General features: G+C 49.8%; 16 protein-coding genes. 8 read left to right on the forward strand and 8 right to left on the reverse strand.

The genetic code is table 11. The annotated features are described in order from the left end of the window. Positions 1–167 precede the first annotated feature (167 nt). Entirely contained in the window at positions 168–2,186 is a 2,019-nt protein-coding gene (locus ABXS88_RS10025) for a hypothetical protein (RefSeq protein WP_353671905.1), read from the forward strand. Positions 2,187–2,303: 117 nt separating this feature from the next. Here the strand turns inward: ABXS88_RS10025 and ABXS88_RS10030 are convergent, their stop codons facing one another. The 3 genes from ABXS88_RS10030 to ABXS88_RS10040 form a co-directional block, all read right to left on the reverse strand. After that, a complete protein-coding gene (locus ABXS88_RS10030; RefSeq protein WP_353671906.1) occupies positions 2,304–3,830 on the reverse strand; it encodes a phospholipid carrier-dependent glycosyltransferase in 1,527 nt (508 codons plus the stop codon). 470 nt (positions 3,831–4,300) lie between these two features. Next, entirely contained in the window at positions 4,301–5,287 is a 987-nt protein-coding gene (gene mdh / locus ABXS88_RS10035; RefSeq protein ID WP_353671907.1) for a malate dehydrogenase, read from the reverse strand. Between the two features lie 19 nt (positions 5,288–5,306). Then, the gene (locus tag ABXS88_RS10040) at positions 5,307–5,525 is read right to left on the reverse strand and encodes an NAD(P)H-quinone oxidoreductase subunit O (protein WP_353671908.1); all 219 of its coding nucleotides are present in this window, start codon (positions 5,523–5,525) and stop codon (positions 5,307–5,309) included. Between the two features lie 550 nt (positions 5,526–6,075). Between ABXS88_RS10040 and ABXS88_RS10045 the strand changes: the two genes are divergently transcribed. The 5 genes from ABXS88_RS10045 (at position 6,076) to psbC (ending at position 10,253) form a co-directional block, all read left to right on the forward strand. After that, complete coding sequence (locus ABXS88_RS10045) at positions 6,076–6,300, forward strand: DUF2811 domain-containing protein (RefSeq protein ID WP_353671909.1); 225 nt, start codon at positions 6,076–6,078, stop codon at positions 6,298–6,300. 107 nt (positions 6,301–6,407) lie between these two features. Further along, on the forward strand, positions 6,408–7,007 hold the full coding sequence (gene pth / locus ABXS88_RS10050; RefSeq protein ID WP_353671910.1) for an aminoacyl-tRNA hydrolase: 600 nt from the start codon (positions 6,408–6,410) through the stop codon (positions 7,005–7,007). A 43-nt stretch (positions 7,008–7,050) separates the two neighbouring features. Then, positions 7,051–7,383 carry a 30S ribosomal protein PSRP-3 gene (locus tag ABXS88_RS10055; protein ID WP_353671911.1) on the forward strand — a complete coding sequence of 111 codons (333 nt, stop codon included), beginning with the start codon at positions 7,051–7,053 and terminating at the stop codon, positions 7,381–7,383. A 445-nt stretch (positions 7,384–7,828) separates the two neighbouring features. After that, complete coding sequence (psbD, locus tag ABXS88_RS10060; protein ID WP_353671912.1) at positions 7,829–8,887, forward strand: photosystem II D2 protein (photosystem q(a) protein); 1,059 nt, start codon at positions 7,829–7,831, stop codon at positions 8,885–8,887. Further along, positions 8,871–10,253: a photosystem II reaction center protein CP43 gene (gene psbC / locus ABXS88_RS10065; protein ID WP_353671913.1), complete on the forward strand. Its 1,383-nt coding sequence runs from the start codon at positions 8,871–8,873 to the stop codon at positions 10,251–10,253. The genes psbD and psbC overlap by 17 nt, the downstream gene beginning before the upstream one ends. Before the next feature lie 259 nt (positions 10,254–10,512). On the opposite strand, the gene ABXS88_RS10070 is transcribed toward psbC, so the two are convergent. Then, positions 10,513–11,970: a TIGR03985 family CRISPR-associated protein gene (locus ABXS88_RS10070; RefSeq protein WP_353671914.1), complete on the reverse strand. Its 1,458-nt coding sequence runs from the start codon at positions 11,968–11,970 to the stop codon at positions 10,513–10,515. Between the two features lie 175 nt (positions 11,971–12,145). Here ABXS88_RS10070 and ABXS88_RS10075 point away from each other — a divergent pair, with 175 nt between their 5' ends. Then, positions 12,146–14,884 (forward strand): CHAT domain-containing tetratricopeptide repeat protein, encoded by a 2,739-nt coding sequence (locus ABXS88_RS10075; RefSeq protein WP_353671915.1) that lies wholly within the window; start codon positions 12,146–12,148, stop codon positions 14,882–14,884. Positions 14,885–15,020: 136 nt separating this feature from the next. Here the strand turns inward: ABXS88_RS10075 and ABXS88_RS10080 are convergent, their stop codons facing one another. The 4 genes from ABXS88_RS10080 to ABXS88_RS10095 all read right to left on the reverse strand — a co-directional run bounded on the left by ABXS88_RS10080 (position 15,021) and on the right by ABXS88_RS10095 (position 19,117). Beyond that, a complete protein-coding gene (locus tag ABXS88_RS10080) occupies positions 15,021–16,184 on the reverse strand; it encodes a pyridoxal phosphate-dependent aminotransferase (protein ID WP_353671916.1) in 1,164 nt (387 codons plus the stop codon). A 157-nt stretch (positions 16,185–16,341) separates the two neighbouring features. Continuing rightward, entirely contained in the window at positions 16,342–17,526 is a 1,185-nt protein-coding gene (locus ABXS88_RS10085; RefSeq protein WP_353671917.1) for a citrate synthase, read from the reverse strand. A gap of 88 nt (positions 17,527–17,614) precedes the next feature. Then, a complete protein-coding gene (sixA, locus tag ABXS88_RS10090; RefSeq protein WP_353671918.1) occupies positions 17,615–18,109 on the reverse strand; it encodes a phosphohistidine phosphatase SixA in 495 nt (164 codons plus the stop codon). A gap of 90 nt (positions 18,110–18,199) precedes the next feature. Then, on the reverse strand, positions 18,200–19,117 hold the full coding sequence (locus ABXS88_RS10095; RefSeq protein ID WP_353671919.1) for a TIGR01777 family oxidoreductase: 918 nt from the start codon (positions 19,115–19,117) through the stop codon (positions 18,200–18,202). 106 nt (positions 19,118–19,223) lie between these two features. Between ABXS88_RS10095 and ABXS88_RS10100 the strand changes: the two genes are divergently transcribed. Further along, positions 19,224–22,484: an EAL domain-containing protein gene (locus tag ABXS88_RS10100; protein ID WP_353671920.1), complete on the forward strand. Its 3,261-nt coding sequence runs from the start codon at positions 19,224–19,226 to the stop codon at positions 22,482–22,484. Positions 22,485–22,486 lie beyond the last annotated feature (2 nt).

The following is a 22,486-nucleotide window of genomic DNA, read 5'->3' on the forward strand; positions in this document are numbered from 1 at the left end:
AGGCCTTAAAGCCAGGGCCTTCTCTGTCTTTGTGATCTAAATCACAGCTCTAGGCGATTAAGATCACAGGAGGAGCCGATAGGTCAAGGCTAAAATTAGGGTACCCTCTGGGTTAGCTTAAGTTTTAAATCTTATTTTTTATTGGGTCTGCGACAGGAGCAACGGCTATGAATCCTCGGTTTGGTTATGCGTGGTTACGTCATCTGAATAGCAATCGTCAGCGTGGTTTTGCCATGCCTATAGCGATTATGCTAGGTCTAGTCATGCTTGTAGTCGGTGTGACCCTATTGGTGCAATCCAGCGGCAATCAAACTAAAACCATTTCTAAAGCAAAATCTGATAAGGCTTTCAGTATTGCAGAGGCTGGGGCGACTCAATATATTGATTTCTTAAATAAAAGAGCGAATCGTATCTTGCTCTCTTTCGATGACTGTGTTGCGACTAGAGATGCAAATGGTAGCTGTCCTGATAGTGGGACGGGGACAAAAAGCTGGTCTTTAGCCGACAATATTCTGACCGCTGTATCCAATCTGCAAGGGGGCAATGCCTGTACTAATGCAACGGGAAGCACGGCGGTTTCAACCATTCAAACGTGGGCTAATGCCAACAATACTACGGGGTGGCGAACCATCGGCGATGGTCGTTTCAAGCTAGTAGGTTATAAATACACTCCAGACGGAGCGGCCAATAGTGTACCAGGGACAGCAGTATTGGCAGTTCAGGGTATCAATGGCACTACAGGAACTGCTGATAGTGCGAATGGCGGTACTCAAGTTCAAATGACGCTACGAATTAATTCAAACCCTAGTAGTACACCTCCAATCCCTCAGTCCGCCCCTGGTCTTTGGGCCAGAAGTTTTAGCACAGCCGCTGATATCCATGCCAATGTCTTAGATAGCTCTGGTTGTACCAGTGGAAATACCCCTGTCAGTAGTAGCCTATTGAACTATCTCCCCTCGCTTCCCTTGGGAACCCTCCCCAACGGAAACCATACCCCAGCCCTATCAGGCACAATGGGTCAATTAGTGAAGGAAACTAATGGTACTCCCTTTCCTCCCTTGCCCTATTATCCTGCAACAGCCGATGCTAATACCAATACCTTAAGCAACTGTAGCGGAAAAACAGCCTACCCCGCTAATGGTGACAAGGATGCAGACGGTAATACTTTTAATTCCAGTTCTCCTCCGGGCACAGGAAAAGTTTATAAGTATCGCATTACAGGCGGGTGTACGCTTCCTAGCGGAGTCACGTTTGGCAGTCGTGGTGATGATCGTGTCATCATGTACATTGATAGCACTCTTGACATTGGTAATAATGCCAAAGTTGCTACCAGTGGTGGCACCCAAGCCAAAGTTCAATGGCTTTTGAGAACTTCAGATTTAGATTTAGGGGGGAATTCTCAGGTGGGTAGTGCCTCACCGGATGCCTCTACTGCTACAAACTGGTCGTTCTTCCTATACAGTTGTACGGATGTTGCCTGCACCTCAAGAAAGAGTTCACCAGAAGTGAGTCTGCGAGGAACCTCCGACTATTACGCCTTTATTTTTGCGCCCTATGCAACAGCCGATATGCGAGGTAACCCCAAAATAGCGGGTGCCCTTTGGGTTAATCGCTTCGAGACGAATGGCGCTCCGCCGAAAATCTTTCAAGCGATGCAACAAAGCGACTTTAATCAACTATTCTCTGGTCTTTATAGCGACACTGGCACGGATGTTTCGTTGCTACAGAATGGTTATATTGGTAATACCGTTGCTTTCAATAAAACCAGCTTTGATGCTTCCGTTGTAGCGGTTGCGGCTCCTACCAGTTCTTCTAGCTCTAGTTCAAGCTCGGTGGCATCAAGTTCATCTTCCAGTTCTGTTGCTTCTGGCTCTAGTTCTAGCTCAGTGACATCAAGTTCTAGTTCCTCTAGTGTTTCCTCCTCCAGTAGTTCTAGCTCTTCTAGTTCCTCGTCTTCCAGTAGTTCTAGTTCTTCAGTTGCGACGTGTACAGTGCCTAGTTTAGTGGGTAGAGCTACTAACAACTCCAGCCGGGTTTCAGGTATTGCAACATTGGTTACTGACGCTGGTTTGGTTCCTTCGCCGAGCTTGACGAATAGTGGCAATCGAGAAGTGCAATCCCAAAATCCTTCTGCGAATGCCTCCGTTCCTTGCGGCAGTACGGTTTCTTATGTATTGAACGACTAGTGCTTATTTTACTTAGCAGTAATAATAGGCATTCCTAATCATTCTAACTTCTGGTGGTCAAAACTCTTAAGGCAAGCTATCCTAGTTTGCCTTATATTTTATCCTTTATCAAAAGGGTCATAATGGTTTGAAAAAACTAGTCCGTTCACACTTGACACATCGTAAATCCCACAGGGGAAAAATCATTCGCTGACGAAATTGAGTATCTGTTAGGGGCTGAAAATAAGTGAAAGGACTGTAGAAATAGTAAGCAATAATAACGACCATTGCTAAAATTGATAAAGTAATCATCTTTTTCCTGCGATTAAATGACCATGCACCAACTCTTTTGACTTCTTTAATCCAGAGAGCAAATAAACAAAAGCTAAACAACAATGCTGGAAAATAGTGGTAGAGATAGGTCACTCTTTCTAGGCGCGACATAATGAGCATATAAGCCCAATACAAGCCTAAAAAAGTCAGCATTAAAAACCGATTTTTGATAGATTCCTTTAGCGGAAAAAACAAGGTAGTTAACACTAAGCCACTGGTCGCAATAACTCCCCATAGACCGATTCCCCAAACAACAGGATTAACTTGTAAATAGAGATAACGATAAGACTGTCCATCATCCAATGTTTCCCAACGATAATTAATAGCACGAGCCCCGACAGGCCAAAAAAATGCAGGACTACCATTTTCATCTTTTTTACAGAGATTGAGGGGAGGAATCCCTTTATTAACATCTACAGTATAGTCAAAGGCAATCCTGAGCATCATTGGTAAATACCACGGAGATAAGTGATTTTTATCGGCAATAATTATTTGATATTCTGTCTTGGGAGTAAAATAGCCCTTGTTTTTTAATTGAGGGTTAATATCGGTTCCTAGAGAAAAATGCAACTGCCAAATCAATAGGAATACAATATAAAAACTTCCTAAAGAAAACCCACAGGCGTATAAACATTTCTTCCAATGTGGCCAAATTCCCCAGTACAAAACTGGAAATAGCAAGAGAAGGATTCCGCCTTGGTATTTTGTCGTTACCGTAAATGCAAAACTAATACCTAGACCAATAGAAAAAAGAATTAACTTAAAGTTAACCCTTTGCCATCGTAAGGCCAATAAAAAAAATAAAATAGTCAAACAAACAAACAGCATCAGTGGGGCATCAAGCATGGCCCCTCGAGAATGGACAATCAAGGCATTATCAAATAAATAAAGAAGACTTAATGTGAAAGAAATAAAATAATTTTGAGTTAACAATAATAAAATTAATAAAAAAATAGCTGGTGTTAACCAAGCACACAAAACAGGAAGTAGACGATAACCAGCAAAGGAAAAATTCTTAGGGAATTCTCCAACTTTTTCAAGATCAATAAATTGATCAGAGAGAATATTAGCTTTGATGATTTTTTCGCCCAGGGCAATTAGCATATGTCCCAAAGGAGGATGTTCATGTAAAAAGAAGATATGATTTAAGTATTTTTGAGCACTAGCAATATAGTAGTTTTCATCCCAGAAAGCTCCTGCTGGATAGTCATAATTACGAAAATAATTAAAATAAGAAATAATTAAGACAATAATAAATATCATCAACGTTAACTGTGTTGATTTTTTGAGCGAATAAATTTTCATATAAATCAGTCCAATAACTATTTTCAAGCCTAACCTCAGTAATAAACCCAGGCATAACTACTTAACAAGATTTAACGCTCAACTAGTTCAAAATATTAGATCAATAATTGACTTATCTATCCTTATATTTATCTTTTCAAGAAAATCTTAAGCTTTTTTCGGATATTATAATAAATAATGAAATCATCCTTTTGGGGCATCATTGTTCTGATGGCTCTGTAGTTTTTCTTTTAGGAATTTTCCTGAAATATGACACCCTCCAAGCTAGAAATGGCTACATCCACTTCCTCCAATGGATTTTTCTCTTCCTCACCGGGACTACTTTCTCGCTTGCTTGGGAACTTAGATCAACATCTACGGAGGCGTGTCCGACTTGAGGAAAAGCAACGAAGAATTAAGCAAGCAGAATGCAAGGCTCGCCGAACTTGAATCAAAACTCGATATCGTATTCCAATCATCCAATACCAACTCGACCTCAGTGGCCCCACTGATAACAATTAGCCGCTCTGCTGGGCCTGCTCTAAATTTTGTCGTACCGAGGCAGCCGAGCGATGCAGGGCCTCGATTTCCGATTCAGTTAATTGAACTTCTAGAATATTTTCGACGCCCCGACAACCCAAGCGACAAGGAACCCCCAGAAAAATATCCCTTAATCCGTATTCTCCCTGGAGATAAGCCGCCGCCGGCAGGAGTCGGGACTGGTTATTCAGAATGGACGCAATCATCGTACAGGCCGATGCCGCTGGCGCGTAGTAGGCCCCGCCGGTTTGCAAAAGTTGGACAATCTCGGCCCCACCGTTGCGCGTTCGTTCGACCAATTGCTCGATAATAGCTGGTTCTATCAATTCCGTAATTGGCACTCCCCGGACAGTACAGTAACGGGGGAGGGGGAGCATCAGGTCGCCGTGGCCCCCTAAAACCAACGTGCTAATGTCCCTAGGACAAACTCCCAAATAACCAGCAATAAAGGCTTGGAGTCTTGAGGCGTCTAGGACACCGGCCATCCCCATCACTCGCTGAGGCTCTAGGCCCGTCACCTGCCAAGTCAGGTAGGTCATTACATCCAGGGGATTGGTAATCACCAAAAACAAGGCCTGGGGCGAATACTGCTGGGCCTGGCGGGCCGCCTCCACCACAATACTGGCGTTAAGGTGCAGCAGATCATCCCGGCTCATTCCCGGTTTACGGGCCAGGCCGGCGGTAATCACGACAATACCAGAGCCGGCAGTGTCCTCGTAGGTATTGGTGCCAATAATCTTGCTATGGTTTTCTTCCACACTCTGGGCCGCCATTAAGTCCAAGGCGATTCCCTGGGGCAGGCCCGGCACAATATCCAGTAAAACCACATCCGCTAAATTCTGGGCCAGAATCCGCTGGGCTAAGGTTCGCCCCACATTGCCAGCACCAATAATCGCCACTTGATGGGCCTGGCAGGCAATGCCAAAATCACGGAGTTGTGATGTGCTACCGGCAAGATTGGGCATTAGACAACCTCCACGGGGTTTAAGCCGTAACTTCTAGCTGGTCAACGCGGAGCCAGACGTTAGGGGTAGGAACATAAAAGCGAATCAAGGCGTAGTCTTCTTTCAGGTCTAGTACCTCTCCTTTGCTCTCAAACAAATAGCTAGGAAAGCGCGTATCACTCGCTTGGGCCTCTAGACTATTAGCTAGTTTTTCTTGAATGACGCGAACTAAAGCACCTTTTTTAATTTTAGGGGTCATGGAACGACTCTCCAGCCAGATTTAAGCAATTGCAAATAAATTGTGACACACCCATTCGTTTTTGTAATTCTTATTTTTTGGCCCCAATCTCCCCTCACAATCCCCACGTTTTCCCCAGATTGTCCCCGGACTACTCTGGTTTCTCCCCAAGCTTGGCCCATCGATACTTGCACCTGGAGGGGATTTTCCGGCTCTCATCTCTAGGGATAGGGCTACTACTGTTGGCAATTGCCCTAGGGGTAGTAGGCCCAATTCTCGGAATACTTTGACTTGGGGAATGTCCTGGGAAGCAAGACTGGAAGGACGGCATACGGAGTTCATGTTGAGTTTTGTAACAAAAAGGTGCCCTAAAGCCCTATTCCTTCGTTCTCAAAAAAGTAATCCTGCTTTTGACTTAACTTTTTGTAGCATTGACAAGCTGGGGGATTCCTCGCTACAAATAATGGGCACACAAAGAATCAACACCCCGTTGTTAGTCGTTAAGTTGTCTCTGGATCTCGACTGAGACCGTAGCGGCGACGGAGTTGCTTGGGATTAGATTGAGGTGAATATGGATACTTCGGTGAGTATTTTTGCGGAAATTCCGGAAGACTTGCACGCATCACTGACCAAATATATGGAGAAACACCCGAGTTGGGATCTTGACCGGGTCTTTTCTGCCGCTCTTTCCTTATTTTTGCTGCAAAATGAGGGCAGTTACGGTGGTCAGGCTTCGGCTAATTATCGGGCCTGTGCCCGTGTCTACCTGGAAACCCTCTTTCAGTCTCAGGAATAACCGTTGGAGAGCAAGGCCCTAGGCAAACATCATCAGTCATTACTGGTTAGTGACTCGGCTCAGGGCCAACCCTCGGACAAACGATAACTAGCGCTCAACCTTATTTCATGGCTGAAATGCCCCTTATTCCCCGTCTTATTGTCGGCCTGGGTAACCCCGAGGCCAAATATCACCAAACCCGCCACAATATTGGCTTTGAAGCGGTGGACACCCTCACCCAAAGTTGGCACTTTAGCTGGCAAGAGCACCGTCGCTTCCATGGTTGGTTTACAGAGGGCCTGGTTTCTGGCAAAAAAGTTGCCCTCTTGAAACCCAGTACCTACATGAATCGCTCGGGTCAAGCCGTGCGGGCCGTCCTAGATTGGTACAAACTACCGCCGGAATCCCTCCTGGTTATCTACGACGATATGGACCTCCCCATTGGCCGGCTCCGGCTCCGGCTCTCTGGGTCAGCAGGAGGCCATAACGGCATGAAGTCGATTATTAGCCATGTGGGCGGGGAGAATTTTCCGCGTCTGCGTTTGGGCATTGGCAAGGCCCTGGATAAAACCCTGACAACGTCCCACGTCCTGGGACAATTTACTCCAGAGGAGCTTCCCCAGGTGAATCAAAGTCTGAAATTGGCGGTAGAAGCTGTGGAGTATAGTCTAGGTCAGGGGATTGAAAAAACGATGAGTCTTTACAATAGTCGCGCGGTGGTGACTTAAGCTATAATCGAGAACTGCCGTAACTTAAAGTTCAAATCATCCTGTGAATTTGTTGGAGGGGTCATTGGAGACCAAATTTATTCTAAAAGTCCTTTGGTTGGATCAAAATGTCGCCATTGCCGTTGATCAGGTGGTCGGAAAAGGAACCAGTCCACTGACAGCCTATTTCTTTTGGCCGCGCCATGATGCTTGGCAACAACTAAAAGATGAGCTAGAAGCCAAACATTGGATTGCAGAAAGTGATCGTATCGAAGTGCTCAACCAAGCGACTGAGGTGATCAACTTCTGGCAAGACCTAAAAAACCAAAACAAGCAAATTTCTATGGCGGAAGCCCAAGGCAAATTTCCAGAAGTTGTTTTTAGCGGCAGTAACTAAGTCAGTATTGAAATAGAAGAGTGCCAGCCAGAATGCCAGCGGGATGTCTGCCTGAATAAAGCACTTAGGTTAAGGATGAGGACAGACGAGTTCTGTCCTTTGATTGTATAAAGGGAATCTGGAGAGCAATTATGAGCTAGGATATGTCATTTTGTAAATTTTTTGCTAATAATAATGACAGTGTATTTTGACAAGCAAGGTCAAACGCTTGAGAGTTAACCCTTGGGGTTGACTCATAATTTTAAAAATTGACAAGCGGGGTTAGCTCAAGCCCCTCGAACTTGTCAGGCGTTCATTCCCTGCGTGAAAAACCTAACGGTGTCTCACCAAAGCGGTTTTCAAGGGTCTCGTCTTGTAGGACAATGAGATTCCATAACGCAAAACCCTAAACGTCTCTTTTAGAAATCTTGCCTTTGATTTTCGTTAAGCAAGAGGATTTAATCCCATGACTATTGCAGTCGGACGCGCCCCAGTAGAAAGAGGCTGGTTTGATGCCCTTGATGACTGGTTAAAGCGCGATCGTTTCGTCTTCATTGGTTGGTCTGGTCTGTTGCTCTTCCCCTGCGCCTTCTTGGCCCTGGGCGGTTGGCTCACCGGTACCACCTTCGTTACCTCCTGGTACACCCACGGTTTGGCTAGCTCCTATCTCGAAGGGGCCAACTTCCTCACCGTTGCCGTTTCTTCTCCTGCGGATGCCTTTGGTCACTCCCTGCTCTTCCTCTGGGGGCCGGAAGCCCAAGGTAACTTCACCCGCTGGTGTCAAATTGGTGGTCTGTGGCCCTTCGTTGCCCTCCATGGTGCCTTCGGTCTGATCGGCTTTATGCTCCGTCAGTTCGAGATCGCCCGTCTGGTCGGCATTCGTCCTTACAACGCCATTGCCTTCTCTGGCCCCATCTCGGTTTTCGTCAGTGTTTTCCTGATGTACCCCTTGGGCCAGTCTAGCTGGTTCTTTGCTCCTAGCTTTGGCGTCGCTGGCATCTTCCGCTTCATTCTCTTCCTGCAAGGCTTCCACAACTGGACGCTGAACCCCTTCCACATGATGGGAGTTGCAGGGATTCTGGGCGGTGCTCTGCTCTGCGCTATTCATGGTGCGACGGTGGAAAACACCCTGTTTGAAGATGGTGACCAAGCCAACACCTTCCGGGCGTTTGAGCCGACCCAAGCCGAGGAAACCTATTCCATGGTGACGGCGAACCGTTTCTGGTCTCAAATCTTTGGGATTGCCTTTTCCAACAAACGCTGGTTGCACTTCTTCATGCTGTTTGTGCCGGTGACGGGTCTGTGGATGAGTTCCGTGGGCATCGTCGGTCTGGCGTTGAACCTGCGGGCCTACGACTTTGTCTCCCAGGAATTACGAGCAGCGGAAGATCCCGAATTTGAGACCTTCTACACCAAAAATATTCTGTTGAACGAAGGGATGCGCGCCTGGATGGCCCCCCAAGATCAACCCCACGAAAACTTCATCTTCCCTGAGGAGGTACTCCCCCGTGGTAACGCTCTCTAATACTCCTGCAATGGGAGGCCGTGACATCGAATCGACCGGCTTTGCTTGGTGGTCGGGTAACGCCCGTCTAATCAACCTCTCTGGTAAACTGCTCGGTGCGCACGTCGCCCACGCTGGCCTGATTGTCTTCTGGGCTGGGGCCATGACCCTTTTTGAAGTGGCCCACTTCATTCCCGAAAAACCCATGTACGAGCAGGGTTTGATTCTGCTTCCCCACATTGCTACCCTTGGTTGGGGCGTTGGCCCTGGTGGTGAAGTGGTGGATACCTTCCCCTACTTTGTGGTTGGGGTTCTACACCTGATTTCCTCCGCCGTTCTCGGTTTCGGTGGCATTTATCACGCTCTGCGTGGCCCTGAAACCCTAGAGGAATATTCCAGCTTCTTTGGTTACGACTGGAAAGATAAGAACCAAATGACCAATATCATTGGTTATCACTTAATCTTGCTCGGTTGTGGTGCCCTCCTCTTGGTCTTCAAGGCCATGTTCTTTGGCGGCGTCTATGATACCTGGGCTCCCGGTGGCGGTGATGTTCGGGTCATCACTAACCCGACGTTAAATCCGGCGACTATCTTTGGTTACCTGATCAAAGCGCCTTTTGGTGGCGAAGGCTGGATCGTCAGCGTCAACAACATGGAAGATATCATCGGTGGTCACATTTGGATCGGTCTGATCTGTATTTCCGGTGGTATCTGGCATATCCTGACCAAACCCTTTGGCTGGGCCCGTCGTGCTTTCATCTGGTCTGGGGAAGCCTATCTTTCCTACAGTCTCGGTGCCCTGTCTATGATGGGCTTTATTGCTTCGGTCTTTGTTTGGTTTAACAATACGGCTTATCCCAGCGAATTCTATGGCCCTACGGGCATGGAAGCCTCCCAATCCCAGGCTTTTACCTTCCTGGTGCGTGACCAACGCATGGGGGCCAATATCGCCTCAGCCCAAGGTCCCACTGGTCTGGGTAAATACCTAATGCGCTCTCCCACAGGGGAAATCATCTTTGGTGGTGAAACCATGCGCTTCTGGGATTTCCGTGGCCCTTGGTTGGAACCCCTCCGCGGTCCTAATGGCTTGGATCTCGATAAACTTCGTAATGATATTCAGCCCTGGCAAGTCCGCCGTGCCGCTGAATACATGACCCACGCTCCCCTCGGTTCCTTGAACTCTGTGGGTGGGGTAATCACCGATGTTAACTCCTTTAACTACGTGTCTCCCCGCGCTTGGTTGGCGACCTCTCACTTTGTTCTAGGTTTCTTCTTTCTTGTTGGACACCTCTGGCATGCTGGTCGTGCTCGGGCGGCTGCCGCTGGTTTTGAAAAAGGAATCGACCGTGAAACAGAACCGACTCTGTTTATGCCCGATCTTGACTAGGTTATAGCCTAATCACTAAACTCATCACTCCTGCCTACGGGTAGGAGTTTTTTTATGATTGAAATAAAAATATTACGCGATGTGCAACTATAGCTATTAAAACTTGGGTGGGAGGGGAACCCATTTACCGCGCTTCTACGAAAGAAGGGTAAATTGTCTAGCCAGGAAGATAGACTGCCCATCCGTCTTCCCGGATACGGCGACTGAGGAAATTAATGTGGTCTCAGTATTAAACATGATGGAGGCTGAGGAGTAGGCGTTAGGAGTAGAGGGCCGCTATTTTTTGAGACTCCTGTTGCATCTCTTGGCGTAGGCTCATGGGAAACAGAACTTCGACGTTGGCCCCCCAGGCCCGCAGACGCATGATGACGTTGTAATCTCCCTCACGGTAATCTACCCGACAGTAAACGGAATTGGTGGACAATTTGGAGAGCAATCGTTGGTAGCGGGGATCGATGAGACTCTCTCGCCTCAAGATGCGCTCTACTTCCTCAACGGAAAGTCTGCGAAATAACTCGTCTCGCTCCGTCCCTAAAATATAACGTGCGTGAAAATACTGATTAAACCGTAGAAGCATTGTCTGCTTGGGCCGAAAGAAATCAAAGCCCCAGGCCTCTGCTTTGAGGGAATGGATGATGTCCGGAGTTAATTCACTACAATAGGCTTGGTATTTTTGAGCGCGTTTGTCTGGCTCCGTCAGCAGGTAGAGTTGTTTTTCTAACTCATTCAGGGGCTGTCCAGGATGAGTAAAAACAGTCAGGGCCTGCCGCAGGTCGGGGGACTGCCAAGTAATGGGGGTCAGGGCCTTAATACGGTCTAGGCGGAAATCGTACCAGTTCCAACGGCCGGGTTGGGGATTTTGACCAAAGGCAAAGAGATAGGGAACACGTTGAGAATAGTAGAGACAAACGGGATAAGTATAGTACTTAGCTGAGCTTTCATGGTCTTCAAAGTTACTTGCACTAAAATACTCCAGGGTAATAGGCGGGATCAGGTCTTGACTCCATGCGACCTTGAGGGATTGGCGGAGTTGCTCGATGTGAGGGGAGAGCCGGTGGTGGATAATGTATTCGAGGTCAAGGAAAAAGCGCTGTTCTCCCCTAATTTTTTCCCCAAAATCCTGAAGAAAATCCGCCAAATCATTAATGACTAAGTTGCCCAGGGCCGAAACGCCCACTTCAGCAGGGGGATCAATGAAGGGCGGGGGATTAATTTTTTGGTAATAGCGCTCGTTTCTGTTGTTGCGGTGAGCCGTAGAATTACGGAGATACCCCTGGTCACAGAGTCGCTCAAAATCATTCCAAAGACTTTTGCGGGAAACTGCGAACAGCGGCTTATGATTCAGTAAATTGTCTAACTGCTCTGGTGTAAAGCCAGGATAGCGCTGGAGAAAGTGTTGTTTCCACTGGCTTAGGGCTTCCGGTTGAAAATAGTCATCCAACCAGTCTTGGATCGACCGTTGACAGCGACAGTGAGGATGATGGTTTTTGATACGGTGAATGGCATCCGTTTTATGGACTTGCTCAAAGCCAGGAAAGAACTGCTCTAGCCATTGATTAAAACTAAAGAGAGCCTCTAGATCGAGGTGATGGTCACCGTAGAGGTAATCGAGAATAATCCAGAGACGAAAGGCCTTGGGTAAGTTTTGTTTGAGGCCATATCGCGCTAGCTTATCAAGAATTTCAATCGTCGGCGAAATCGGCCAGGTATCACTCATAGAAACGATCTAAGAAGGGGCAACCATATCACCATACCGCCACCTGGAAAAGGCTCTTTCCATGAACATGACATAGTAATTCAGGTTAATTGAAGGAAGGTCTTTTTGCTCTGTCTGTAGAACAATCCGGTGGTGTTAGGGTGGGAGAATGGCCTCTTGATCTAGCTGAATCCCTATGCCTGTTAAGCGTGATCCTCCTTCTCTTTTGTTGTCACTCATGGCCCTAGGGGCCACTGTCTTCTTGGTTTTTGATTCGGGGCAGTGGGCAACGAGTCAACCCAGTGAGAATCCCCAACTTCTTTACCATCAAGGCCTACAGAAATTTAATGCCGAACAACTTCCTGCGGCCATTGAACTCTGGCAACGGGCCTTGCAAGGTTACCGCCACAGTAATAACCGTAAGGGCATCGGAGATACTCTCTATCAACTTGGCTTTGCTTACTATTGGATAGAACAGTACGAACTTGCTATTGCCGCTTACCAGGAGAGCTTAACCTTGGCTGAAGCCCTGGGGGACCAACAACGTCAGGCAACGCTGTGGGGCTATTTAGGCGATGTTTATTTCTACCAGAAAAATTATTCTCAGGCCATTAAGGCCTGTCAACGCAGTCTTCCCTTGGCCGAGGCGAGCCAAGACCAGACCCGCCAGTGGTTTTCGACCTATCGCCTGGGGGAGGCCTACTATGCCCTTAAGGAATACCGCTCAGCCCTGGTTTACTATCAACACAGTCTAGACTTGGCCAAAACCCTGGGGGATCGCCAACTGGAAAGAATTGCCCTATCCGGTATGGGTCAGACCTACGTGCGCTTGGAATGGTATCGACCGGCTTTTGAGGCCTTGCAACGGGAACTGAGCCTCAGTCAAGGGTTGGGTGATCCCAAGCCAATGGCCGATAGCTTGCAACTCCTGGGATTTGTGGCCTATTGGCTGAATGATTATCGCCAGGCCATTCAATACTATGAGCAAAGCCTGGATCTAGCCCGGCCAACCCAGCAGAGCAAGACCGAACAATTGGCTCTGAGTGGTTTAGGGGACACCTATTTTTTTGTGGGAGATTATGACCAGGCCCTAGCCTATCACCAGGCTAGTTTGCAGATAGCAACAACCCTCAATAATCCCGACGTTTTGGCGACTCTCTACAATGCCCTGGGGGGTGACTACTATATGCTTGACCAACCGGATCAGGCGATTGCCTACTACGAAAAATCCCTTACCCTGACGAAATCCTTGGCGACCCAGGGCAATAACTATGCCAACAGTTTATCCGGCTTGGGCCAAGTCTATTTTGAGCAAAAGCACTATAGCCAAGCCTTGAGTCTCTTTCAAGAAAGTCGGGCAGTCTATCGTCGCCTCGGCAATCACTATAACGAAGGGGCCGTCCTGAGTAACCTGGGTCATGTTTATCTCCAACTGAAACAGTACGACTCCGCCATTCAGGCCTTTCAAAAACGGCTGGCTCTCTCTGAATCCATGCAGGAACGCTATGGCCAGGCCCAGGCCCTGGGAGAATTGGGATTAGCCTTAATCCTCAAAAAAGATTACGTCCCAGCGGAAAAGCACCTTCGGGCCAGCCTTGCCATTTCCGAAGCCATCCGCGAAAAGTTGGGCAACCAAGACCAACTCAAGGTCTCTTTTTTTGATACTCAAACCTCTATTTATCGACTGTTGCAACTGGTACTGGTCGCCCAAAATCAGCCAGAAGCGGCCCTGGAAATTGCCGAACGGGGTAGAGCTCGGGCCTTTGCAGATCTGCTCGCTCAACAAATTCATTCCCCCTCTTTTCGTTCTACGCTCACCGCCCCCAATTTGGCCCAAATTCGCCAAACTGTCCAACGGGAACAGGCGACGGTGGTGCAATATTCCCTGATCAATGAAGCTAATAAACTCTACATCTGGGTCATCCCACCCCAGGGCCCAATCCAATTTCGGCAGATCGATCTCGAGGGACTTCCCCAGCCCGACCTCCGTGATACCGTTAACCGAGCACGGCGAGCGGTTCATCGGCTCCAGGCCCCTTCTCCTAACCCGGCCCCCGTCGCCGGCAATCCCCTACGTCAGCTAGAGCAACTCCTAATTGAACCCATTGCTGATTTCCTACCCACAGATCCTCGACAGGCGGTGATTTTCATTCCCCAAGGCGAACTCTTCTCTGTCCCCTTTGCGGCCCTCACCAATGCCCAAGGCCAGGCCCTAGTAGAGCGCTATACTATCCGGACGATGCCTTCCCTGCAGGCCCTGGCTCTGGGTCAAGACCTGGCTCAACAACGCCACAGACAATCCCCAGCCCAACTCGCCCTTGTTGTCGGGAATCCCCAACTGGCCCCAGCCCTGCAACAACCCCCCTACAACCTTGTGCCCTTGCCCCATGCGGAAGCGGAAGCCCAGGCCATTGCCCCTCTTTTGGGAACCCGTCCGTTGCTCGGTTCTGAGGCTACGCCAACAACCCTGACCTCCCTGGTCACCCAAGCCAGGATTATTCATCTGGCCACCCACGGTCTACTCGATAATTTTCGCCAGGGAGGACTACCCGGAGCCATCGCCTTAGCCCCGGAGGGCGACCACAATGGCCTATGGACCGCGAATGATATTGTCAAACTACTTCTTAAGGCGGATCTCGTTGTCCTAAGTGCTTGTAATACTGGCCAGGGGAAAATTACCGGCGATGGGGTACTCGGCCTATCTCGGGCCTGGTTGACGGCAGGCGCACGGAGTTTAGTCGTTTCCCTGTGGTCAGTTCCTGATGAACCCACAGCTCTGTTGATGACGCAGTTTTACCAGAATTTGGCTCGGGGCCAGGATAGTGCTTTGGCCCTGCGCCAAGCCATGCTGACTGTTAAACAACAATATCCTGAACCCGTCAACTGGGCCGGTTTTATTTTGATGGGAGAAAGCTTTCCGCTGGCAATTCCCTGAGCAAATACGGCACAATGTCGAGGTCAAGCAGAGCAGGAAAAATGTTTATAAAATCACAACACGATTCTATGTACTTTACCGTTGGGAGGTAGGGTAACCCAAAGCTCAAATTCGGGGCAAAAATAACTAATCTATACTACAAGCTTTCAACAAAGTGATGAATGCGTTCCAGGCCTTGCTGAATGGTACTTAAATCCGTGGCATAGGACAAGCGAATGCAATGATCATCGCCAAAAGCTGCACCGGGAATCACCGCTACCTGTTGCTGTTCCAGCAATGCTTGGGTAAAGGCTAAGGAATTCAGGCCAGTTTGGGAGACATCTACAAACACATAGAAGGCCCCCATGGGGGTAGCACAACTCAGGCGAGGGGTTTGGTTAATACCAGCCACCATGACTTGACGACGCTCGGCAAAGGCCCTGACCATCTCTTGAACGCAATCCTGAGAATCGGTGAGGGCCGCGATGGCCCCGTACTGGGCAAAGGTACAAACGTTGGAGGTGCTATGGCCCTGGATCGTGCTACAGGCCTCAATCAAATCTCGAGGGCCAGCCAGATAGCCCACCCGCCAGCCGGTCATAGAATAACTCTTGGCAAACCCATTGCTGATGATGGTACGGGCAAAAGCCTCGGAACTCACGGCCCCAATGCTCAGGTGTTCAGCCCCGTCGTAGAGAATTTTTTCGTAGATCTCATCGGAAACCACCCAAATACCGGCCTCAATCACCACCTCCGCTAAGGCCCGAATTTCTGAGGGTGTGTAAACGGTGCCAGTGGGATTCGAGGGGGAATTGAGGATAAAGAGTTTGGTGCGCGGGGTCAGGGTCTGGCGCAGTTGTTCGGGGGTAATTTTGTAGTTGGTGGCCGCAGTGGTAGGAACAATCACGGGCTGGCCCTCGGCCAACTTAACCATTTCGGGGTAACTGAGCCAGTAGGGGGCCGGAATAATTACCTCGTCCCCCGCTTCAATCATCGCCAACATCAGGTTAAACAGAGAGTGTTTACCGCCATTGGTCACCATCACGTTAGGGACCTCGTAGGGCAGTTGGTTATCCCGTTGTAATTTTTCAGCAATGGCCTGGCGTAGGGCCGGTTCTCCCGCAGCAGGGCCATACTTGGTTTTTCCCTGATCCAGGGCCAACTTCGCCGCTGCCACAATATGGGCCGGGGTCGCAAAATCCGGCTCTCCCGCCGTGAAGCTACAGACATCGATCCCCTGGGAGCGCAGGGCCTTGGCCTTGGCGGTGATTTCAAGGGTAATGGAGGGGGTGACTTGGCTGACGCGCTGGGTAAATGGCATGGTAACGTTTCCCGGAATCAGTGGAGGGGCCATCGGACGACGACCCACAAGAAGAGAGCCTGTTGTTATTGTGCTACCGCGGGGGGTGAAGGTTGCGGTTGCGGAGTCAAGGGAGACTCAATTATCAACTAACCTTGATTTTTCGGCCAGGGGCATTCTAAGCAGAAACCGTCCCAGGATCTCGATCCACCACTCGCTCGGCCATGGGAATGTAGGCTAGGTTGTGGTCGCCGACGTAGATTTGGGTGGGACGATAAATCTTATTCACGGTTAACTGTTCCTTCCAGTGGGCTAACCAACCGGCTACCCGCGCAATGGCAAAAATAGGCGTAAACAGGTCAGCCGGAATACCCAGTTTGCGGTAGAGCAGGCCAGAGTAGAAATCGACGTTGGGATAAATTCCCTTTTCACGACCAATGTACTCTTCTACGACGTTTTCCAGTTCCACGGCCACATCGTAGTATTCGTCGTGGCCCATTTTTGCAAACAACTGTTCGGCTAGATCTTGCAGAATCGTGGCCCGGGGGTCTTTAACCTTATAAACCCGGTGACCAAAGCCCATAATTTTTTGCTTGTTAGCCAGACAACGCTCGACGTAGGGCCGCACATTCTCCACAGAGCCAATTTCTTCGAGCATATTCAGCACTTCTTCGTTGGCCCCGCCGTGGAGAGGGCCGGCCAACGTTCCCACGGCCGAAGCAATCACCGCATAGGGGTCGGTCAAGGTCGAGGCCGTCACGCGAGCTGAAAAGGTAGAGGCGTTCATGGTGTGCTCGGCGTGGAGCGTCAAACAAACATCAAAAATCTGGGCCGCCAGGGGATCGGGGCGACGCTCCGTCAGCATATAGAGGAAATTGGCCGCGTAGTTGAGGTCATCGTTGGGCTGGATCGGGTCATTGCCCTTACGGATCATGTGGAATGCCGCCACCATGGTCGGAATCTTTGCCAAAAGCCGGACGACGGCCGCGCGGATGTAGTTGGGATTATCCAAGGCCCGGCGGGAATAGAACAAGCCCAGGGCGGCGGCGGAGGTTTGCAGAGCATCCATGGGATGACCCGTACCGGGGAAACATTTCATCATGTCCCGGATATGGTACTTGATGCGGCGATGGTAACGAATTTCGGTTTCAAAGTCTTCAAGTTCTTCTTGGGTGGGCAGTTTACCCCAGATGAGCAGATAGGCGGTTTCAATAAAACTGCTTTTTTCTGCCAATTCCTCAATCCGAATTCCCCGGTATTCCAGAATGCCCTTTTCCCCATCGACATGACTGACACGGGATTTGGCCGCTGGTACACCTGCTAGACCGTCTCGAAATTCATTACTTGTCATGATCATCATCAATCTACCTAATCAAGGTCAGGAGCAAAGATACAAATTATGGAGGCCACCTTAGCGTAAAATAGCCCCCTTTTGTTGAACCAGTATTCCCCTACAAAATCCAGCGGGGAGAGAGCAACAAAAACATTTGAGCGTTCCCCAGAGAAGCGGCCGAGTCAGGGAGACTGAGGCCGATAATACCGGCTTTTTTGAGGATTAATTTATCTTGAAATTGACCCCACACCAAGGACTCTGCCCAGGCCCCTAGATCCGGTTGATGACCCACCAGGGCCAGCTTGCTATCGGCTTGATTGTAGGAAGAAGCCGTTAACCAATTCAGCCAATCTTGTAACAGACCGCCGGGCGCTAAGGTGTCATGGGTTTCTAAATGATGGCTCAGGCCAGCGGCCAGGAGTATTTGGGCCGTCTGCTGGGCCCGGCTGAGGGGACTACTGAGAATCGCGTCAACGACCAGACCCCGATTTTGGAGTTGCAGGGCCACCTGCTGGGTTTTGATTTCCCCTTTGCGGGTGAGGGGCCGCTCTGCATCCTGGTCGTAATCAAGGCGGTCGGCGGCAATGCCATGACGAATCAAGTAAAGTTTCACAGAGTTAATACAGAGTTAATGAGGAGTAATGCTTAATTTTGTTGGGTTTTTATCCTAACATTGAGCGGGCCAGGGCCTAAAAGACTGGCTCTAGGCCAGAATATGCTTGAGAGACGCCTGGAGGGTCGGGTATTGGAATTGAAAACCCGCGGCCTGGGTGGCCTGGGGCAATACCTGCTGGCCCTCTAGCACCAGTTTGGCCGCTTCCCCGAGTAATAACTCTAGGGCCAGTTCCGGTACCGGCAACCAAGAGGGCCGTTTTAACACCTGGCCCAGGGTCTGACAAAATTCGACCATCCGTACTGGATTGGGCGCGGTGGCATTGAAGGTTCCTTGAACTTCCGGCTGGGTCAAAGCAAACTGGATCAAGCGCAGGAGATCCTCTTGATCAATCCAAGAAAACCATTGCTGGCCACTGCCAATCGGCCCCCCCGCAAAGAGTTGAAAGGGTGGCAACATCTTAGCCAAGGCCCCACCGTTCCCCAAAACAATCCCTAATCGCAGAATCACTAAACGCACCCCCAAGGATTCGACTTGTTTGGCCGCTGATTCCCAGGCCTGGCAGACTTGGGCCAGAAAATCTGTCCCGGCTGGACTGGTTTCTGTAAAACTCGCGGTTTCACTGGTGCCGTAGTAGCCAATGGCCGAAGTGCTAATCAAAACTTGGGGCTTCTGGGTGGCCTGGCCAATGGCTTCCACCAATTTTTGAGTGGCCAATTGGCGACTGTCTAGAATTCTTTGCTTGTAGGCGGCATTCCAACGTTCTGAAATCGGTTCCCCCGCCAGGTTAATTACGGCGTCACTCCCCTCCAGGGCTGCTTGCCAGGGCCCAGATACCGTCGCTTGGTAGGGAATAATTGTAAGGTCGCTAAATTGGCGGGTGGGAAAAAGTTGCTGGGCCCTATCGAGATTACGGACTAGTAAAACTAAGCTATGACCGGCTTGACTGAGCTGACGAACTAAGGACTGGCCGACAAAGCCCGTTGCGCCAGTAATCACAATTTTCATAGGTTCTTTCTTAATATTTTCCCCGCAACCATAGCATAGAAGGAGAGGGGGCGTCCTTGGGGGAATCGGCCTTAAGATGAAGCTAGGCCTAGGCGCGTGGGGAAATATGTCAGGTATCTGGTTTGTATTAGTCTTGTTCCCAATCCGTGCCGCTAATATTTTTAGTACGATTCCCTGCTTGGCACCTCAACTTAGCCTAGGTTTTTTCGCGGTGAAGGCAGACCTCGCCGGCTGGATAGGATTTAGTGCAGGCTTTCTCGTCGCCTTACTCGGAAGTATCGGGGTAAGTCTTTTTATCTATCATCGCCTGGTCTTTAAGAAAACCGTCGAAAGAAATCTCTTCAAGCTCCGCAAAACCAGTGAACAACTGGGAGAGCGCGTTAAGGAAATGCGCTGTCTGATAGCGTTAGCCGAGCTATCTCAGCAGTCGGACATGGCCATAGGAACGTTGTTGCAAGGATGTGTTGCGCAAATTCCGCCGGCCTTCTATCGACCGGAATTAACCGGGGCCCTCATCGCCTTCAAAGGGCAAGTCTACAGAACAGAGAATTACCGAGAAACGCCCTGGCTACTGCGGGAGGTCGTCACCATCAATGGCCAATCCCAGGGCTATTTGGAAGCCTCCCTTTCCCAAGAAATCGGCTTTTTAGAGGAAGAGCGGACGTTGATGCAGACGCTGGCTCGATTTCTGAGCCGAATGTTGGAATTAAAGGAAGCTGAACAGGCCTTAAAAATGAGTGAGCGCAACTACCGAGAAATTTTTAACGCCACCGACGAGTCAATTTTTATTCATGAGGCTGATACCGGCAAAATTCTTGATGTCAATGAGGCGATGCTCCGTACCTACGGCTATACCAGCAAAGATACGGTGGTAAAGCTCAATATTAGTGAATTTAGCGTTAACGAACCCCCCTATACCCAACAGCAGGCCCAGGCCTATCTCCAGAAGGCCCTTGCTGAAGGGCCACAGGTATTTGAGTGGTTAGCGAAGAAAAACAATGGGGACAAATTTTGGGTAGAAGTGGCCCTGCGGGCCGCGGATATTGCCGGCCAAACTCGCATCCTCGCCGTAGTCAGGAATATTGAGGAGCGTAAACAACAGGTTCAAAAAATTCAATATCTAGCCCGTCTTTACGGTACCTTGAGTCAAGTTAATCAAGCAATTATTACCCAGCGACAGAGTGAGCAGTTATTTCAATCCATCTGTAATGTTGCTGAGGCTGTGGGACAATTTCGGCTCGTTTGGGTGGGCCTAATCGACCCTGCTAACCGCCAGATTAAACCCGTAGCGGCGGCAGGAGCGACCCAAGACTACCTGATAGATATCCCAATTAGTATTGACGATGTGCCCACAGGCTGGGGGCCAACCGGACTTGCCGCCCGCGAAAATCGTCTCGTGATCTGCAAAGATATCCAGCGAGATCCGAGCATGCTCCCCTGGCGAGCAAAGGCTCTAGCCTTTGGCTTGTATTCCTCGGCGGCGGTTCCTCTGCATCAGGGCGGTAGGGTGATTGGGGTGCTGACCTTTTACGCCGCAGAAGTGGGGTTTTTCACTACCGATGAACAGGGCCTTTTACAAGAAATTGGTGACGATATTTCCTTCGCCCTAGATGCCATTCAATCCGCCCAGGAACATCAGCAAGGCGCACAGAAACTCCAGGCCAACGAAGAGCGGCTACGTCTGGCCCTGGAAGCTGCCAACCAAGGCCTCTATGATGTCAATGTCCAAACCGGAGAAGCCATCGTCTCTCCCCAGTATGCCACCATGCTAGGGTATGACCCCGAAACCTTTGTCGAAACCAATCAGCAGTGGCTAGACCGACTCCATTCCGATGATCGAGAAGCAGTGGGGGCCACCTATCAAGCCTATATCCAGGGCCACCTACCGGAGTACCGAGTGGAATTCCGTCAGCGCACGGCACAAGGGGACTGGAAGTGGATTTTGTCCCTCGGCAAAATTGTGGAGTGGGACTCAGAGGGCCGGCCCCTACGGATGTTAGGCACCCACACCGATATTACGGAGCGCAAAGCTGCAGAAGCGGCCATCGAACGTCTGGCCTACTACGACCTGCTGACCGGCCTGCCCAACCGTCGTTTATTGCTAGATCGATTACAAACGGCCCTGGCCCTGGCCCAGCGGACGGGCCAGTATGGTGCGGTGTTATTTGTTGATCTTGACCGCTTTAAAACCCTCAATGACGCTCGGGGCCATCAAATTGGAGATCAATTACTGACTCTGATGGCCCAACGACTCCAACAATCCCTCCGTCAGGCTGATACGATTGCTCGTTTTGGTGGCGATGAATTTGTGGTGCTATTGCCCGAACTGGCAGATCAATCGGAACTGGCGGCTCGTTTAGGTTGGGGGGTAGCAGAGAAAATTCGGTCTCAGATGGCAGTCCCTTTCCTGTGCGATAACGAGGAAGTGATCATTGGCGTTAGCATCGGGATTACAGTTTTTCCCAAAGCCTCCGAAACCTTGGATAACCTGCTGAAGGAAGCCGATACCGCCATGTACCAGGCCAAAGCGGCCGGTCGTAATACCATTCGGCTCTTTGAAAGGCGGATGCAACTAGAGGCCGAATCGCGCTTTGCCCTAGAACGAGAACTCCGGCAAGCCATCGCTCAACAGCAGTTTCGGGTTTACCTACAACCCCAGGTCAATCGAGAGGGCCGGGTGGTCGGAGCGGAAGCCTTAATTCGTTGGCAACATCCCAGTCGGGGCCTGGTTCCCCCGATGGCCTTTATCCCAGTGGCAGAAGAAACCGGTCTGATCGCGGCCCTGGGGGAATGGGTTCTACAGGAGGCCTGCTACTATCTAAAACAACTCGAAACCAGCCATCCCGACTTCCATGTATCGGTTAATGTCAGTCCCCACCAATTTCGCCAGCCTAATTTTGTGGCCAACCTGCAGCAATTGCTGGCCCAGACAGCGGTTAACCCAGCTCGTTTGATCTTAGAAGTTACTGAAAGCCTAATTATTGAGGATATCCACCAGGCGATTACCACCATGGCCGATCTCCAGGCCCTGGGCATCCACTTCTCCATTGATGATTTTGGGACGGGCTACTCTTCCCTGGGGTACCTCAAGCAACTCCCCCTCAATGAGCTCAAAATCGATAGGAGCTTTGTTCAAGACGTCACCCAAGACCCCAACGACTCGGTGATTGTCGAAGCGGTGATCTCCGTTGCCCATCACTTCAACCTAGCGGTGGTGGCCGAAGGGGTGGAAACCCAGGAACAAGTGAACTTTCTCCAGTCCCACAACTGTGATTATTACCAAGGCTACTTCTACGGTCGACCAGTCCCCATGGCGGAGTTTGGCCAATTTTTGACCAAGCCAAGGGATAGATACCTTCTGGGCTAACA

The sequence above is a fragment of the Synechocystis sp. LKSZ1 genome, assembly GCF_040436315.1.
GTDB lineage: Bacteria > Cyanobacteriota > Cyanobacteriia > Cyanobacteriales > Microcystaceae > Synechocystis.

Coding starts and splice junctions, on each gene's coding strand:
- ABXS88_RS10025 (WP_353671905.1), top strand. CDS start 168: ATGAATCCTCGGTTTGGTTATGCGTGGTTACGTCATCTGAATAGCAAT.
- mdh (WP_353671907.1), bottom strand. CDS start 5,287: ATGCCCAATCTTGCCGGTAGCACATCACAACTCCGTGATTTTGGCATT.
- ABXS88_RS10040 (WP_353671908.1), bottom strand. CDS start 5,525: ATGACCCCTAAAATTAAAAAAGGTGCTTTAGTTCGCGTCATTCAAGAA.
- ABXS88_RS10045 (WP_353671909.1), top strand. CDS start 6,076: ATGGATACTTCGGTGAGTATTTTTGCGGAAATTCCGGAAGACTTGCAC.
- pth (WP_353671910.1), top strand. CDS start 6,408: ATGGCTGAAATGCCCCTTATTCCCCGTCTTATTGTCGGCCTGGGTAAC.
- psbD (WP_353671912.1), top strand. CDS start 7,829: ATGACTATTGCAGTCGGACGCGCCCCAGTAGAAAGAGGCTGGTTTGAT.
- ABXS88_RS10070 (WP_353671914.1), bottom strand. CDS start 11,970: ATGAGTGATACCTGGCCGATTTCGCCGACGATTGAAATTCTTGATAAG.
- ABXS88_RS10075 (WP_353671915.1), top strand. CDS start 12,146: ATGCCTGTTAAGCGTGATCCTCCTTCTCTTTTGTTGTCACTCATGGCC.
- ABXS88_RS10080 (WP_353671916.1), bottom strand. CDS start 16,184: ATGCCATTTACCCAGCGCGTCAGCCAAGTCACCCCCTCCATTACCCTT.
- ABXS88_RS10095 (WP_353671919.1), bottom strand. CDS start 19,117: ATGAAAATTGTGATTACTGGCGCAACGGGCTTTGTCGGCCAGTCCTTA.
- ABXS88_RS10100 (WP_353671920.1), top strand. CDS start 19,224: ATGTCAGGTATCTGGTTTGTATTAGTCTTGTTCCCAATCCGTGCCGCT.